Below are 15493 nucleotides of genomic sequence, written 5' to 3'. Positions count from 1 at the left end.
TTATCTTCATGCCATGCACTTATAATTACATCTGCGTTCTGAATCATTCTTTGAATATGGTCTACATCGTCTACAAGTCGCTTAATTCTGAAATGTTTGAAGCAATGATGCTTATGCTAACCTTTGGTTCGCTTGATCGGAGAGAGGATTTTCCCGTAGAAAAAAGAGCGAAGCTTGACCTTCTCATCCGTCTGGTTCTATGGGTTCTCCATCAGATGAACGCATATGACAATTCGTTTTTGTTATTGATATAATCAAGGCAGGGGGAGGTGCAACGGTGGATCAACATAGGCAAGCGGAAACGAACAGCTTGGACAACATGCTCTTACAGCCTGGAACTGAGGAGCATATCCTCTCTACAAGAATGTCGCTCCCGGAAAGACAATTTGTCAAATCTCACGTGCTGCTTCTCATTGTAAGCGGCAAGGGGGAGCTTGAATATAACGGACAGACTTATCCAATGGAGCGGGGCCACGCTTATCTATTGGCTCCCGGGATGTTTATGGAATTACGAACATCCGCGAATAATCCACTGAATTATTACAGAATCAGCTTCGATTTGTGGAATCCGGTCATGAAGGCGGGGGGTGTCAAGGATAACGAGGCCCTGTTCTGTCAAGCAAGATTCGCTGATGAGTTGTATGGCAAGCTACAGGTCCAGCAGAGCGCGGAGGTGCTCGGACGGACTGAGGAGCTGTGCAAGATTGGCGTCTCCGGCAAGGGAATTGACTCTAATTCCGGCGAACAGTCGATTCCAACTCCACACAGGTCTAGCTTCTCCTTTCGGCGTCAGATGCTGCTCTTCGACTTGCTGAACCAGCTGTTTCTGTCACAACCCGCCGATACAGCTGAGAATATATCGCGGCTCGAGCGAACAATGGATTATATGCATACCCACTACCCTGAGCTCATTACACGTGAGAAGCTCGCCGAATTGGCCGATATGAGTGTCTGGCATTACGCCCACTTGTTCAAGGCAAGGACTAGACACAGTCCTATGGAATATTTGAACGGAATCAGGATGAATCAGGCCAAGGAACGATTGCTCACTGGTGGAGGAAAAGTTCGCGACGTTGCTCGCCAGGTTGGGTTTGCCGACGAATTTTATTTCAGCCGCAAATTCAAAAAAACGGTCGGACTTTCCCCCACGAACTATATCAAGCAAAAGCTCGAGAAAATAGCGGCCATCAGCTTTCCTTATACGGGTCATCTGCTTGCCTTGGGTATAACTCCTTATGTGGCGCTTGTCGACAAACGCCGGGATTTGCACAGATTAGATTACGTGGAACATATTCCGTATCAGTTGTCGCGTTCCAAGACCATGAGCTTTGAGAAGTGGAGAACAAATCTGGATGTGCTTGCTGAAGCTCGTCCTGAGATCATCATCTGCAGTGAATATGAAGATGCAATCTCCCAGGGCTGTATCCGCCAATTGGCTACCACCGTAGTCATTGCGTGGAACCGGCTGGACTGGCGCAGTCATTTTCGCCAAGTAGCGCTGGTGGTTGGCAAGATGAGGGAGGCGGAGCTGTGGTTGGCCGCCTATAAGGCAAAAGCGGAGCGAGCCGGCGCGCTGCTTCGATCGGGACTCGGAGAGCATACAGTGTCTGTGCTGCACATTATGCTTGGCGAGTTGCTTGTCTATGGCTGCCGGAATGCCGGAGCCGTGCTATTCGAGGACCTTGGCTTGAACCCTGCATATGATGTGCACGACATTCAGACCTATCGCAATATCGGCATCGAGGACCTTGCTTCGTATACGGGCGACCGGTTGCTGCTGATCGTCGATGGGGACCCCGCTTCCAAGCACACATGGGAGACCCTTCGCGAATTAGAACAGTGGACCAGGCTAGTGGCTGTTAGAGAAGGACATGTCTACGAACAGCATGAGATGCCTTGGCTCGACTATTCCCCGCTCGCTCACAACATGATTATCGATCGGGTCGTTACGTTGTTCGGCGGCACAGGATGCTGAACGACTTAGCATCGGTGTCCATGGGTATCCCGCACAATTGTCCATGTATAGGGACATAGGCTTATGCTAAAATCAACATTGATAATGATTATCAATGTTGAGGGAGGGTATATTTTGCTTTTCAAACGTAAAGCTGCTATTCATGCATGTATTGCACTTTTGCTTGTATTTCTGACCGCTTGTGGAGGAGAAGAAGGGGGAGTCGCCACACAAAACACTTCTTTGGCTCCCCAATTTCTCACGGTTCAGCATAAATTCGGTGAAACGGATATTCCTGTCCATCCGCAACGGATTGCTTCGATCAATCTGGAGGATATGCTGCTCTCTCTTGATTTACCGGTCGTGCTGGCTGTAACGGCGGGGTCGGACAATTACTTGATGCCACAGCTGCAAGCCCGGGATATCCAGGTGCTCCCATCCCTTTCGCCGGAGGCGGTGCTTGAGTCGAACCCCGACTTGATCATTGCATTCGATGTTATCACACAGGAAGATTACGATGCCCTGTCCAAAATCGCGCCGACAATCGTCTATAACCGCCGGACGTGGAGAAGTTCAATTACTGAGATCGCCAAAGATCTAGGTCAGGAGGAGAAAGCGGTAGCTGCTCTCAAAGCCCATGAAGAGAAGGTGGCGCAGGCTAGGGAGGATCTGGCACCTGTTATAGCGGCCCAACCTACGGTAGCGTTAGTTCGGGTTACGGCCAAAGATTTCCGCCTGTATTTCCCGTCGATTCTGTCCTCTGAGCAGGTGCAAGGCTATGCGACCGCCCTGTACCATGATCTTGGTCTGCAGGCCGATCCACTTGCCTTGGATTTGCAGAAGAAGGAACCCGAAAGAGAAAATGCGACAATATCGATGGAGTTGTTACCACAAATTAAGGCCGACTATATATTCGTCACAGTTGGCAGCGCCAGTGGAGGGCCGGAAGATTATAAGAAGGATCTCGAAGGCTTCGCCGAAATTGAGAAATCCGCTGTCTGGAAGGCGCTTCCAGCTTATCAGCAAGGGAATATCTATATGGTTGGAGCCAAACACTGGATAAGCGATGGCATGTTGGCCGATGATCTGAAAATTAACGATATCGTCCAAGCGCTCGGGAAGTAGTCGTAGAGCAGCGAGGAAATGGCCTATCGTGGCAGACATCGAGAATGATTTCACCATAATGAATCGAGTGGGGACGTAAGCGCTCGTACTACGCAGGGAAGTCATAATACCCTGCCTGTGCGAGTCTTTAGTTTGTTACAGAGCGATTCAATACTGCGCTTCCGGCGCGCCCAGCTTTTGCAGGTTCTGCACCTCGTCCTCGGCTTCTTCCACTGTTTCCAGATGTACATCCCCTTTCGCCTTCTCAACCATTCGTTCCACCTTTGCAGAATTCGCTTCATGTCGGCTATACGTGGAAGTAGCCGACCTTTCCGAGTGGTGGGTGTTCAGCCCGTCCGTGAAGAGAGGGCGGTCTTGCTTAACTGCTCTTATCCCATCAACGCATAGTAATACTTCGCTTCCTGTGTCTTATACAGACCATACCAGGCATCTAATTTGTCTGGTGCAAATACATCCAGGGCTTTCAATACATGCATGGTGAATTCCAGCGGGGCGATGCCGGTTGCTGTGATCAGCTTGCCGTCCGTTACAGCAGGCTGGTTCTGATAGAACTCTTCGCCGGTGTAGGTGGGACAGATCATTTTGAGATACTCCAGGTCATTGCTTGTATGTGGGCGTGAGTTCAGCAGTCCGGTCTGGGCAAGTCCCATGGTAGCCCCGCAGATCGCTGCCACTAATATATCCTCCTGTATACATCTCTCAGCGAGCCCAAGGATCGGCTTGTGGATGGCTTCGGTCCATGTCTCACCGCCGGGTAGAATCAAGGCATCTCCGCTTGCCATGCTGCACTCATCCACCGTGATGTCAGGCATTATTTTCAGTCCGCCCATGGTAGTGATCAGTGTCTTCTCATTGGCTACGGTTACTATTGTAGATGGGGCTTGTCCCTCCTTGTAACACCTTCCCGAGTTCAGTTCAGCCGTTAGATACCCTACCTCCCAGTCGGCCATGGTGTCTAACACATATAGATATACCTTATTATTCATTAGTACGTCCTCCTTCAAGTTTCTTTCTTTTTTTATTATAAAACAGGTTCACTGACAACTGCTGTCAGTGAACCTGTTTAAGCTGAACATATTCACTAGCGTTGCAGGCCGCCTTACTCCGTACCGTCTACCATCATCTGGAGCCCGGAGGACGTCTGATCTTCGAGACGCGTAATCCCGCAGGAACTGACCTGTCCGATGAAGGGGAGACGGGTTGGGGCCAATTCATCGATTCAGACGGCAACGTAGTCAAGGTATCGGGCACACGACCTACGATGCGGAACGTCCCATCATGCACTGGGTAACTTTTCCGATTGGGGCTATAAGCGGACTGGGACCATACACCGTGCACCCATTCCGCCCCTCTCCTTATCAGCGTATGCAAGAAATCGTAAGCTTCAATCTGTTCTTTTTGCCATAATTAAGCTGACGATCTGCTTCATCTCCTCTTGGTTCAGGATAGAATACCAGCGGGTCGTTGTGTTATCCTTGCTAATTGTCAGCAGAAGCAGCTCAGTCCTATCTTCGGAGACGTTCAGAATCACTCTTAGGCTACCCTGGATGTCTAACCATATGGAGTCGAACTGGTCAGCCTTTTTATAATCGCTTTTTGTCTTTTCCTTTATTTGCAGGCTGGAGAGCCGGTTCAGCAGGTCGCTAAGATGATCATCGCCCTTAATCTTGAATTCGCTCTCTGCATCATTTCCAGGCAGGAAAGTCAGTGTAGTGATCTCCTTGTCAGGTAAGGCGGGTGCTATCTGCCCTATCGTTGTTGTTGCAGGATGGAGCCAGATCCGAATGGTGGTACCATAATTTTGGATCAACAGGACAATGGGAAGGACGGCAACTAGAATTCTCAGTATTAAAAAACCCTTTCCTTTACGCATAAAAGGTTACCCCTCCTTGTTCCTCATTCCTCTTGATATCATCCTTACATTCATCCCTAATTATATCATAATCTGGTTATTCCCTCCCCTTCCCACACCAAAGACGCCGCAGGCGAACCTGGGCATCTCGTGTTCCTTCTATTTAATTCTGTCCTCTTTTTTAGGGAACTTCCATGTTCCTATAGCACCAGCATCATCCTATAGGACTTAAAAGTGCGTACTTCTACATTTCTTATTTACTGTTTACACTAACATCAGCCATTGATTAACGAGGGGGAATGATTAATTTGGGACAAAACTGGAAAATCTTCATACTTGCTGTGGTCTGCTTTATTGTCGGGACATCCGAATACATGATCACGGGCATTCTAGATAAAGTTGCCGCAGATACCGGAGTGACATTATCTCAGGCTGGACAGTTAATGACCGTCTACGCACTAGCCTACGCCATAGGTACCCCGGTCCTAATGGGGGTCACCGCCCGGTTTGACCGTCGAAAGTTGTTGTTGTACTCGCTTGGCTTAATCATCGTGAGTAATGCGCTAATCATGATTTTTCCGGGATATGGATTTATGCTGCTTGCACGGGTAGTCATGGCGCTCGGAACTGGTGTATTTGTCGTGACATCGCTTGCCTTAGCCGCTAAGTTAGCGCCTTCGAACAAGAAGGGGAGTGCGATTGCAACGGTGTTAATGGGTGTCACCGCTTCACTTATCTTGGGCGTGCCCATTGGCCGGGTGATTGCCGCAGCGTACGATTGGAGGCTGATTTTCGGCGGCATTAGCCTTCTTGCTATGGTCAGTCTGCCCGTCCTGGCAAGCGCAATACCGCGGATGGAAGGTGATGAGCCGATCTCCTTTGCCAAACAACTGGCTATGGTGAAGAGACCGCGAATCGCACTCTCTCTCGCCATTAACTTTTTTATGACGATGGGTTATGGCATTGCCTTCACATATTTGTCGCCTTATCTGCTGGAAGTTGCCGGAATGAGCGATCGATGGGTAAGCGGAGCCCTGTTCGCATACGGCATTGCCAGTCTAATCGGGTCAAAGGCAGGGGGAAGCGGCACCGATCGATGGGGTGTAGCCAGAACGTTAACTGGAGCAACGTTGTTAAATATGGTGATGCTGATATTGTTATCGGTAGTCTCTGGCACTTCCATATTCCTTGTTTTCTCGGTGCTGGTGCTTTGGTCGCTCTTCTCCTGGGCAGCTTCTCCAAGCCAGCAATATGATCTTCTTACCTTGTCTCCCAAGACATCTGGTGTCATGCTTGCCCTCAACACATCTGTGCTGCAACTGGCGATAGCAGCGGGGGCTGGACTCGGAGGCATTGTCATTAACTATTTATCGCTGCAAGCCATTACGTGGGTCGCTGCTGCCTCCGTTGCTGTAGCGGCTATGATTTCTGCTGCGTTGTTCGGCAGGATAAGCTATCGGTCGCGCCAAGAGAGTCAAAGAGCAGAAATACTAACATCTACAGCTCCGGAATAAGCTTGGTACAATTGACTTTTTCATATGAAAAGTGAAGGAATGCGATTAAGCTAACGGGAAATGTTAGTTGAATAGCAGCGGGGGTCTAAGACTTCCCCCTATCAATAAAAAACAAATATAGTCAACAGTTCCATTCCCGCCCATGAACAACTATGATATCGTACCTATTATACTTTGATAAATAAGGGAGCGAGCTGCGATTGGATGCACACTTGAATACCGCAATGGAAGCACTGGAGCACTACTCTATAAGCTGCAAGTCGGTTGATTTCATTGCACAGAGCGGCAATACGATCTACAAAGTCACTGATCTGGACAACAATAGTTACAGCCTCCGGTTACATATCTCTAAAGGTGACGCCCTTGAGCAAATCTGGAGTAAGCGAGAAGTCCTTCAATCTGAGATGGTCTGGCTGGAAGCCTTAACCTTGGATACCGATGTGACCCTGCCTTCACCTTGTAAGAATATTTGCGGAGAATTCATTACGGAGGTGAACCATACTCACTGCACTTTGTTACGATGGGTGGAGGGTGAGCAGAAGCCTTTTATTCCTACTATAGAAGACGCCGGGGCCATAGGTGCATTGATCGGCAAGTTACATAAGCAAGCCTCGAACTGGAGCATCCCCGCTGCCTTTGAACGCCCGGCCTTTGATCCCTCCCGGATCAGGCAAGCCCTTAATATACTTAAGGAACGCGCTAATGCCGGACTGCTTGATGCAGGAGATACGGAGCTTCTGCTGCATGCAGGCGAGCGGGTCATTCACATGATGAATTCTATGGAGCGGACCGCCAGCCATTGGGGCATGATTCATGCTGATTTGATTCCAAGTAATTTAGTGTTTGTGGGAGAAGATGTGCGGCCTATTGATTTTGGTGCTTGCGGGTTCGGTTATTACTTAATGGATTTGGGCTGGACGTTCTCCTACATCCATCCTTCGTTCAGAGAACAGCTGCTTCAGTCTTATTCCATGCATCATCCGTTACCTGATAACTATACCCGGCGGTTAGAGGGTTTTTTCATTGCAGCACAGCTGGAGACCATGAATTTCTGGCTGGGCCTGCCGGACTGGCAGGAATGGCTGCCCGGGCATATCGGTAAATTAGCCAGTAGAGAGATTACGGCCTACTTAAACAATGAATCGTTCCTATTTAGCGGAGTGCCGTATTGGGAATAAACCTTCACCAGGCTTGGTACAAGCGCAAAAATAAAGACGCTGCGGGAATTCCCGAGCGTCTTTTTGCTTCTTTTATGGAAGGAAGTACTCCCTTAATTCTGTCCCCCATAGCCCTTATACGTTCCATAGACGGCATTCGCATACTGATCCGCCAGAATCGGGCGGCCGTAGGAATCGGTGGCGCCTGGATACCAGTTATCGCCTCCGTTGTAGTGTAAGAGTCCGTTGTAAATGTTGCCGAATCTGGAGATCTTCTCATCGAGAATCAGTCCGCCTAAGGCTACCTGATCCTGTTCGCTGCTGTGATTATACGTGCGGCCGAATTTGGCGCTGAATTGGGATAGATAGGCGTTACGGGTGTTCGGCTCGACCTGCATCAATCCGTCACCGGCGGATGGGCTGCCCGGCAGACCTGCTCCGAAGCTGCTCTCCTTCTTGATCACCGCGCTCAGTAGTAGTGCGAAATCTCCGCCTTTGCCGAATTTATTGTCCACATTCATGGCATATGTCCAGATCTGGCTGGGCACCTCGGAGGGGCGGGTGACGCCGGTTGTGGGCGGTGAACCGGTGTAGATTTTGACCGAAGACATCTTGTCATTCACACTGTCACCGACCCAGGAGGAGCTTGCCGTGTAGGTCCACTTCGTGCCGCCGAAATTATCGTCCGCATACACCTCCACCGTCCAGCCGCTGGGCACCTTGAGCGAGGACATCCAGTCGTTCGGAATGCCCGCATTGTTCAACTGGGACAGCGCATAATTGCCTGTTCCCAGGGTGACGGCCTTGCCGCCATAGTCCCTGTCCGCATAGAAGATGGCTCCGTTCGTAGCTGGGGGTGTGGTGGGCGTGGGTGTGGTGGTGCTGCCGCTTTTCCATAGTGCTGGAACATTCGTCGGCTCCCAGCCGGTCAGTGACGTATGCGCCTGCAGACAGGTATATGTACCTCCCCCATAGGTTACGGTGTCATTCACCGCATAGGCCGTGTTCGGCGACCATGCTCCTCTCGCGGCTGCACTTGCATTCGGTAAGGCGGTGAAGAATACGGAGAGCAGTAATGCGAATGCGGCCAACAGGGATACAGCTCTAGCTGATACTTTGGTATACAATAGCCAAGCCTCCTTAGATCGTTTACCCACAGAATAACCCCACAAAGTGATACTGTGGCTCAAAAAAGGCCCCTTCAAGGGGCCATCCATCAGGGTACTTTATTTTATTACCGATTTCCTAATTCATTCCAACATTTTTGTAGTTTTTAATTAGCTTGCTGAGAGGATTATATTCCCATATATTAAAAGTTAAATACCCTTATCCCAAAGAAACGAGGATGCTCTTTCATGAAATTCAAAATAATGTTACTTTTTTCTATATTCGTTATCTTGTTTGTGGGCTGTGACATTAATGATGTAAATGATCCTCTCCCTCAAGCAGAACTTTATCACCCGCCTTCTTCCCTGTTAGAGATTGCAATTGTGGGTAAAGTCCCTTTTGATTCCGTCAGAAATGTTAACTACATCTCTAAGAACCTCAAGGATATTGTCGAAGACCCTACTATTCATTATGACGGATTAATTATTACTAAGGATTATCTGGCTGAAGCAGCTAAGCAAGAATATAGAGATTTCTTTAGCAACCTAACGTATCCGGTATTTTTCATGGGGACGGAGAATTTGTTAGCGAAGGTATTTCTGGATGACCGTTTAACCCTTGATGCAGCAAGAATAGACGGCTTCGGCGCTAACGTATCCGGATTTGTTCTGTCGGAGGGTAAGCATTTGGAGTGGGGCTTGTATCTACCAGACAACCCTACAGAAGCAGATAAAGATATCAACATGGTTCTAAGAATCTCCAATATATTAGAAGATTTCAAGCGCAAATGGAACAAGGGGCTTCACAGTGATTGATCACTGAGAAGCCCTTGTTCCTTTTAATTAGAATGGCATGGAGAAGCTCCCCTTGCCCCCCTGTACGATAAATCCTCGCTTAATCCCCCCGAGAAACTTACAACTTTCGACAGTTCCGTCTCCTTGCCTAGCATTCTACACAGGAATTTAGAATGTTAATGAAAGAAAAGCAAACTTTACATCGTGCAATTTCACACAATTTTCGGCAATGATGCTATCATTAAGGCAATGAGCTTAAGAATGACGAATCTTGTAGATTGGGGTCGGCTTCATGATGAGGGGTATACTAAGGTCCGGTTCTCGTAATATCTGGTTACATATCGCTGTGGTTGTAGTTATGGGACTGATCGCAAGCTATGCCATCCTGTCTGCAACGCCGGATGCCCCCAAGCCTCGAAGCAAGGAAGGCCTTCTGGATCTAACGCATACCTCTATCCGTACGAATCCGCTGAAGTTACAGGGAGAATGGGCCTTCTATTGGCACGAGCTGCTCTCACCCGAGGATATACGAACCCGGATGGCAGGCGGGGAACCGGCCGTCCGGGACCGGTATATCAACATCCCCGGCTCCTGGCTCGGTTACCCGCTGGACGGTCAAGCGCTGAAGGGCGAAGGCTATGCCACCTTCCGGCTGGTGATCCGGCTTAGTGAGCAGGATAGTCAGGAGCGGCTGGCTCTGCGGCTGCCTACTATTTTTCACGGCTATAAATTATGGGTGAATGGAGAGCTGCTAGCTGAGGTCGGTGTTGTGGATCAGGACAAAGAGGGCATGACTCCGCGTCTGGCGACGAAGTTGGTGTTCTTCCAGCCTGAAGGCGACACGGTGGAGCTGGTGATGCAGGTAGCGAACTTCCATCATAAGCGGGGTGGCATCACCAAGGACATCGAGCTGGGCGGCAGTAATGTGTTAACGGTGCGGACCCATCTGAGGATTGCTGCGGATATGTTCATCACCGCCAGTCTGCTGGTGATCGGCGTGTATCATCTGTTGCTGTTCATGCTGCGGCGCAAAGACCGGGCACCGCTATACTTCGGTCTGTTCACTGTGCTGTTCTCTATCCGCTCCCTGCTGAACGGCGAGCTTATGCTTACCCAGTGGCTGCCTCATTTTCCGTGGGAATTGCAGTTCAAGCTCGAGTATCTGATCCTATGCCTCGGCGGGTGGATAATCACGATGTATTTTGAGTGCATTTTCCCGGATTACGTGTCGCGTTGGTTCCGCTATGGCTCCCGGATCGTCACCGGCACACTCTGTCTGGTGGTTGTGGTGACCCCTGCTCTCGTCTATTCCCGGATGCTGCTGCTGATCGGTGTGGTCGTGGTTCTTCATATGGTGTATCTGATGGCGGGATTGGCTCATGCGGCCTTGCGGCGGATGGAGGGAGCGCTGATCTTCCTGCTGGTGTCGGTGGTGGCTCTGGCTACGGTGATCAACGATTTCCTGTATTACAACGAATGGTCCCCCATCGGGAACAGCTCGCCGTTCGGGCTGCTCATCTTCACGGTCGCCCAGATGCTGCTGCTCTCTTCCAGATTCACGCAGGCAGCAACGAATGAAGAGCGGATCGCGCGGGAGCTGCAGGAGGCCAATCTCAAGCTGACCGGGATGAATGCCAATCTGGAGCAGATTGTGCTGGAGCGCACCCATGCCTTATCCGCAGCCCACGAGGATCTCCGCCTGTCGTATGAGCGGTTACTGCACTCCGAGGAAGGCCGGAAGAAGCTGCTCGCCTACATTACACATGATCTGCGGATGCCGCTGTCCAGTATGCTGGGTTATGTCGAGGCGGTGATGGACAGGGTCAAGCCGGAGCGCAATGAACAGTATCTGAAATATATCCGCGATAACACGATAAGGATCAACCGGATGATCGGGGAGCTGAGCTTCTTGTCCCATCTGGAGACAGGGCAAGTGGAGTACCGGATGGAGCCGGTTCAGGTGGCTCAGTTCCTGCGCGGCTTCTATGAACAATATGAGCTGGTGGTGCGGGATGCGGGGCTGGATTTCGATCTGGACATCGGGGATACAGCAGAACCAGGCGCTGACCGGCCTGTTGCCAGGATCGATACGCAACGATTAGAGCAGGCATTATTCAATTTGGTGTCGAACGCGATGAAGTTTACCCCTGGCGGCGGGTTAGTGCGTCTTGCCTTAGCCGTGGACGAGGTGAATGATACCCGCTGTGCGGTCATCAGCGTACAAGACTCCGGCATGGGTATTCCTCCAGAGCAGCTGGAGCAGATCTTCGACCGCAATTACCGGGTGGACCGGCCGGGGCTGGACATGGGCGTAGAAGGTAGCGGGCTGGGGCTGGCGATATGCAGGGAAATTATACAAGCGCATGGCGGGAGTGTCCGGGCGGAGAGCGACGGGAAGACGGGGTCGATTTTCCAGGTCATATTGCCATTGATTCAGGAAGCAGGAGAGTGACAATAGAATGGACACATACCGAATTATGATCGTCGACGACGATCCCCATATCTGTGAGATTGTTGAGCTATACTGCCAGCGGGAAGGCTTCGAGTCCTCGTATTGCCACAGCGGGGCCGATGCTATGCTGCAGCTTGGGTCATTTAACCCGGACCTGATTGTGCTGGATGTGCTGCTGGCCAATGAGAACGGCATTGACTGGTGCAAGAACGCACGCAATTACACGAATGCTCCGATTGTGTTCCTAAGCAGCCAGGAGGAGGATGAGGTGAAGATCAGCGCCTTATCGTATGGCGGGGATGATTATGTGACCAAGCCGTTCAGTCCGGGCGTACTCATGGCTAAGATCAAGGCCCACCTCCGCAGGGTATCCACAGGCAGAAGGGAACAGCTGCTGGAGCTGCCGGGACTAACGCTGGATTTCTATGCACAGTCTGTCCATATGGGCAGCAGAACGATTTTTCTGTCAAAAAAAGAATTCAGCCTGCTCTCCTACATGGCACAGAACGTGAATCAAGTGGTCACTGTCGATACGCTGTTTCATCTCATCTGGGGGATGAAGAGTCTGGAGGATACGCGAACGGTGGCTGTCCACATCAGTAATCTGCGCAAAAAAATCGAGGACGACCCTGTCCATCCCGAGCGGATCATTACAGTCCGGGGGGCCGGATATATGCTGGTGGCCGGAAAACGCTGAGCACAAGCGGAAACGGCTATAACAATCATAATGCCCCGCGCCGCAGATCATAGAAATACTCCACCGCCGGATGCTTCCGCTGCATCTTCACGGCCATCCCCTCGATCCGCTTCCGCCCGACTCTCCGGTCCATCAGGGCCAGAATATTCAAGATGATATCGCTGCTCTCCAGACTCTCCTCGATAGGAGTAACCAGGAACTTATTCGCCACCACAATGAAATTCGATTTCGTCAGGCCAGCCTGGGCCAACATTAATGCCTTGGCGTGTTCGGTGGTTAAGCGGCTTCGGGCCATGATGATTAGGCGGTCCTCAGGGATGGGTCCCTTGGCCGTCTGTCTAACCGCTTCAATATCCTCATTGGTAATGGAGATATGGAGCTCCGGGTCATTCTTGACCTCCAGCTCGGACGAATACCAGCGGATGGGGCTGGACTTGTCGGTCATGCTGAGGATATTCTTCTTGTCCACCGTAATATAACAGGTGCCTGATTTATCCGGCGCATAGCGGTAAGCGGGCGCGCGGTACTCTACCCGTCCCTCTATAGATGGGCTGAGGAAGCCCTCCAGTTGTTGCTTGAGTTTACTCCAGGACATGTAATCCCTCCCTATTGAAAATGGGAAAAGGCCTGTCGGCCTCTTCTTGAAGTTCTATGTTACCATACTTCGCGTCCTTGCTGCCCGCCTGTGGAGACTTCGTGATGGATATCCCTCTCAATCCTTATACGGATCGAACTCATCCGCGCCAGCCATACATACGCCCACCGGCTTCAGAACATGCATGACCTCAATGGTCCCGGCGTGCGCATCCAGCACCTCTTGAAGCTTCCGGTAGACAAAAGGACTCTCGTCCGTCCCCGCGCCGCGCAGCACTACGCCGAACTGCCGGACCGCCTCCAGCATTTGCGCTGTCGTAATTTGACCGCCGCTGCGGGTACGGGTTTTATAGTTCATACGGCCCGCTGCCTGGGTCCGGCTCATAATCCGTCCTGCTCCATGAACAGTGCTGTAATAAGCATCCCGGTTCTCCTCGCTGTCCTTACCCCGGACGATTACGGAGATATCTCCCATGCTCCCGCCGATGAAGCCCATCTGGCCCGGTGCGGATGGAGTTGCCCCTTTGCGAACAACGACGACTTCCTTACCGTGATGTGTCTCTTTCCAGGCATAGTTATGATGGTTGTGCACCTCCAGATCCGCTTCCGTTCCCAGAATCGCCAAGACCTGCTGGATGACATAGTCTCTTCCCGCATAAGCATAGCGACCGGCCAGCTTCATGGCTCTGTAATACATATCGCCCAGCTCACTGTTCAGGTCGAGCAGAACGGGCGGCTGATCCATCTTTTCCCCTGGGGCATTCGCCAGAAAGTCTCTGCCTGCTGCCAGGTTAAGGAACCCGCTCGCTGTCTTATGCCCGAACCCTCTGCTGCCGAAATGATTGGCAATCCATACCCGGCCGGTTGCCTCTTCTTCAAGTATATCTACGAAGTGGTTGCCGCTGCCGACCGTACCGAGCTGATTCTGCGCCAGGGCCTTCAGCTTATCATGTACTCCGCTGCCCACCGCCTTAAACACCGCCCAATCCGGGTCATCGAACAGCTCGTGTTCCACACGCTCGTTATTAACCCGGCCTATGCCGAAGGAGATTCTGCGGGCAATCTCATCCATAATCCCTGAGAGCCGCGGCCACAGCTCCTCTATCTTCAAGCCGGTCCGCACCGCCTTATTCCCGCACCCGATATCGTAACCCACGCCAGACGGGGAGATCTGTCCATCGTATACGACAACGCCGCCGATCGGCTGGCTGTAGCCTTTATGATGATCTGCCATGAGCAGGGTCTGCACCACATTCCCGTTCTCCGCACACATCCGTGCCTGCACCAGCGCGCCGTCGTCCGGCTTCCCCCACACCCGCACACCGTCAATATTCTGATAAGCCATATCTTTTCAACCTCCTATGTTCGGGATCACCCGACGCTTCTGTGTCTATATTCGCTTATATCGGGTCCCAGGTACATGGCGGAAGTATTACGATTGGGTAGATATAACAAAATAGAGGACAGGCTTGTTGGCTCCAGGATTATCCCTTGCCATTCATCCGGTCCTCAGTTCATTTACGCATTCGTATCCAACATTGCTGGGATGTTGATTTCCTTCACACAAGAAGCCTTGGACAGGTTCATGACGCATTGCACCAGGGATACGATATCCTGAAGCGGAATCTGCGTGCCGTTGTAGGCAGACAAGACGGGCTCCACCCCGGCCTCCAATGGAATCTGAGTAGCAATCTCCCCTGGATTAATGATAGTCACCCCGATGCCGTACGGCTTCACATGCTCCCTGATGGCATTGGCAATCCCGCGCAGACCGAACTTGGACGCGGCAAATGATACCTGGGTGTAGTCATTATGATCCAGGCCTGCCGTAGAACCGATGAAGATAATGTTGGCATGCGCAGACTGCTTCAGATTCGGCAAAAGCTTCTGGATACACGTAATCGCCGAAGTCACATTAATATTAATGATACTGGCAATCTCAGCCGGATCATCCTGCTCAAAATCATAGTCATCGCTGAACCCCTTGCTCTCCCATACGCCAACATTATAGATGAATACGTCCAGGGTAACGCCGTTCAATGATTCTGCAATTCGCCCCGCAGCATCCGGCTTCGCCAAGTCAGCCTCAATCCAGGTCCGCTGAACCCCATCCTCCAGCTTCATGCTGTCCGGGTATGTTCTTGAGACCACCCAGACCTGATCGCCCGGCACCGGCAGCGCCTTGACGAAGGCCTCTCCCAAGCCCTTGCTTGCTCCGAAAATAATAAAGTTTCGCATACGCCCTCC

Annotated in this window: 14 protein-coding genes; 8 read left to right on the top strand and 6 right to left on the bottom strand. The window is 51.2% G+C overall.

What is annotated here, in order from left to right; translation table 11 throughout:
• Nucleotides 1–277 precede the first annotated feature (277 nt).
• Nucleotides 278–1975: a helix-turn-helix domain-containing protein gene (locus NST43_RS02065; RefSeq protein ID WP_339222235.1), complete on the top strand. Its 1698-nt coding sequence runs from the start codon at nucleotides 278–280 to the stop codon at nucleotides 1973–1975.
• 63 nt (nucleotides 1976–2038) lie between these two features.
• On the top strand, nucleotides 2039–3079 hold the full coding sequence (locus NST43_RS02060; protein ID WP_339222234.1) for an ABC transporter substrate-binding protein: 1041 nt from the start codon (nucleotides 2039–2041) through the stop codon (nucleotides 3077–3079).
• A 368-nt stretch (nucleotides 3080–3447) separates the two neighbouring features.
• Here the strand turns inward: NST43_RS02060 and NST43_RS02055 are convergent, their stop codons facing one another.
• Complete coding sequence (locus NST43_RS02055) at nucleotides 3448–4065, bottom strand: type 1 glutamine amidotransferase family protein (RefSeq protein WP_339222232.1); 618 nt, start codon at nucleotides 4063–4065, stop codon at nucleotides 3448–3450.
• Between the two features lie 101 nt (nucleotides 4066–4166).
• Between NST43_RS02055 and NST43_RS02050 the strand changes: the two genes are divergently transcribed.
• Nucleotides 4167–4370 carry a hypothetical protein gene (locus NST43_RS02050; protein WP_339222230.1) on the top strand — a complete coding sequence of 68 codons (204 nt, stop codon included), beginning with the start codon at nucleotides 4167–4169 and terminating at the stop codon, nucleotides 4368–4370.
• Nucleotides 4371–4463: 93 nt separating this feature from the next.
• Here the strand turns inward: NST43_RS02050 and NST43_RS02045 are convergent, their stop codons facing one another.
• Entirely contained in the window at nucleotides 4464–4952 is a 489-nt protein-coding gene (locus tag NST43_RS02045; RefSeq protein ID WP_339222229.1) for a hypothetical protein, read from the bottom strand.
• A gap of 278 nt (nucleotides 4953–5230) precedes the next feature.
• Here NST43_RS02045 and NST43_RS02040 point away from each other — a divergent pair, with 278 nt between their 5' ends.
• Together NST43_RS02040 and NST43_RS02035 are read left to right on the top strand one after the other, a co-directional pair.
• The gene (locus NST43_RS02040; protein WP_339222228.1) at nucleotides 5231–6445 is read left to right on the top strand and encodes an MFS transporter; all 1215 of its coding nucleotides are present in this window, start codon (nucleotides 5231–5233) and stop codon (nucleotides 6443–6445) included.
• A gap of 200 nt (nucleotides 6446–6645) precedes the next feature.
• Nucleotides 6646–7623 carry a phosphotransferase gene (locus tag NST43_RS02035; protein ID WP_339222227.1) on the top strand — a complete coding sequence of 326 codons (978 nt, stop codon included), beginning with the start codon at nucleotides 6646–6648 and terminating at the stop codon, nucleotides 7621–7623.
• A gap of 92 nt (nucleotides 7624–7715) precedes the next feature.
• Here the strand turns inward: NST43_RS02035 and NST43_RS02030 are convergent, their stop codons facing one another.
• Entirely contained in the window at nucleotides 7716–8729 is a 1014-nt protein-coding gene (locus tag NST43_RS02030; protein ID WP_339222226.1) for a carbohydrate-binding protein, read from the bottom strand.
• Nucleotides 8730–8957: 228 nt separating this feature from the next.
• Here NST43_RS02030 and NST43_RS02025 point away from each other — a divergent pair, with 228 nt between their 5' ends.
• The 3 genes from NST43_RS02025 (at nucleotide 8958) to NST43_RS02015 (ending at nucleotide 12652) form a co-directional block, all read left to right on the top strand.
• Nucleotides 8958–9524 carry a hypothetical protein gene (locus NST43_RS02025; protein WP_339222224.1) on the top strand — a complete coding sequence of 189 codons (567 nt, stop codon included), beginning with the start codon at nucleotides 8958–8960 and terminating at the stop codon, nucleotides 9522–9524.
• Nucleotides 9525–9849: 325 nt separating this feature from the next.
• A complete protein-coding gene (locus NST43_RS02020; RefSeq protein ID WP_339222223.1) occupies nucleotides 9850–11955 on the top strand; it encodes an ATP-binding protein in 2106 nt (701 codons plus the stop codon).
• 7 nt (nucleotides 11956–11962) lie between these two features.
• Nucleotides 11963–12652 (top strand): response regulator transcription factor, encoded by a 690-nt coding sequence (locus NST43_RS02015; protein ID WP_339222222.1) that lies wholly within the window; start codon nucleotides 11963–11965, stop codon nucleotides 12650–12652.
• 25 nt (nucleotides 12653–12677) lie between these two features.
• On the opposite strand, the gene NST43_RS02010 is transcribed toward NST43_RS02015, so the two are convergent.
• From NST43_RS02010 to NST43_RS02000, 3 genes are all read right to left on the bottom strand, one after another.
• Nucleotides 12678–13247 carry a hypothetical protein gene (locus NST43_RS02010; protein ID WP_339222221.1) on the bottom strand — a complete coding sequence of 190 codons (570 nt, stop codon included), beginning with the start codon at nucleotides 13245–13247 and terminating at the stop codon, nucleotides 12678–12680.
• A gap of 117 nt (nucleotides 13248–13364) precedes the next feature.
• Nucleotides 13365–14591: an RtcB family protein gene (locus tag NST43_RS02005; protein ID WP_339222220.1), complete on the bottom strand. Its 1227-nt coding sequence runs from the start codon at nucleotides 14589–14591 to the stop codon at nucleotides 13365–13367.
• 173 nt (nucleotides 14592–14764) lie between these two features.
• Nucleotides 14765–15484, bottom strand: a complete 720-nt coding sequence (locus NST43_RS02000; RefSeq protein ID WP_339222218.1) for an SDR family NAD(P)-dependent oxidoreductase — start codon at nucleotides 15482–15484, stop codon at nucleotides 14765–14767.
• Nucleotides 15485–15493: the final 9 nt, after the last annotated feature.

This window comes from Paenibacillus sp. FSL H8-0332 (assembly GCF_037963835.1).
GTDB classification, from domain to species: domain Bacteria; phylum Bacillota; class Bacilli; order Paenibacillales; family Paenibacillaceae; genus Paenibacillus_AQ; species Paenibacillus_AQ rhizoplanae.
Note: the sequence above shows the minus strand (reverse complement) of the source record. Positions and strands in the feature narration are given on the sequence as shown.

What these genes read in the sequence shown, in the direction of transcription:
- NST43_RS02010 (WP_339222221.1), bottom strand. Translation starts at nt 13,247, where the DNA reads ATGTCCTGGAGTAAACTCAAGCAACAACTGGAGGGCTTCCTCAGCCCA.
- NST43_RS02025 (WP_339222224.1), top strand. Translation starts at nt 8,958, where the DNA reads ATGAAATTCAAAATAATGTTACTTTTTTCTATATTCGTTATCTTGTTT.
- NST43_RS02060 (WP_339222234.1), top strand. Translation starts at nt 2,039, where the DNA reads ATGCTAAAATCAACATTGATAATGATTATCAATGTTGAGGGAGGGTAT.
- NST43_RS02000 (WP_339222218.1), bottom strand. Translation starts at nt 15,484, where the DNA reads ATGCGAAACTTTATTATTTTCGGAGCAAGCAAGGGCTTGGGAGAGGCC.
- NST43_RS02040 (WP_339222228.1), top strand. Translation starts at nt 5,231, where the DNA reads ATGATTAATTTGGGACAAAACTGGAAAATCTTCATACTTGCTGTGGTC.
- NST43_RS02005 (WP_339222220.1), bottom strand. Translation starts at nt 14,591, where the DNA reads ATGGCTTATCAGAATATTGACGGTGTGCGGGTGTGGGGGAAGCCGGAC.
- NST43_RS02015 (WP_339222222.1), top strand. Translation starts at nt 11,963, where the DNA reads ATGGACACATACCGAATTATGATCGTCGACGACGATCCCCATATCTGT.
- NST43_RS02055 (WP_339222232.1), bottom strand. Translation starts at nt 4,065, where the DNA reads ATGAATAATAAGGTATATCTATATGTGTTAGACACCATGGCCGACTGG.
- NST43_RS02045 (WP_339222229.1), bottom strand. Translation starts at nt 4,952, where the DNA reads ATGCGTAAAGGAAAGGGTTTTTTAATACTGAGAATTCTAGTTGCCGTC.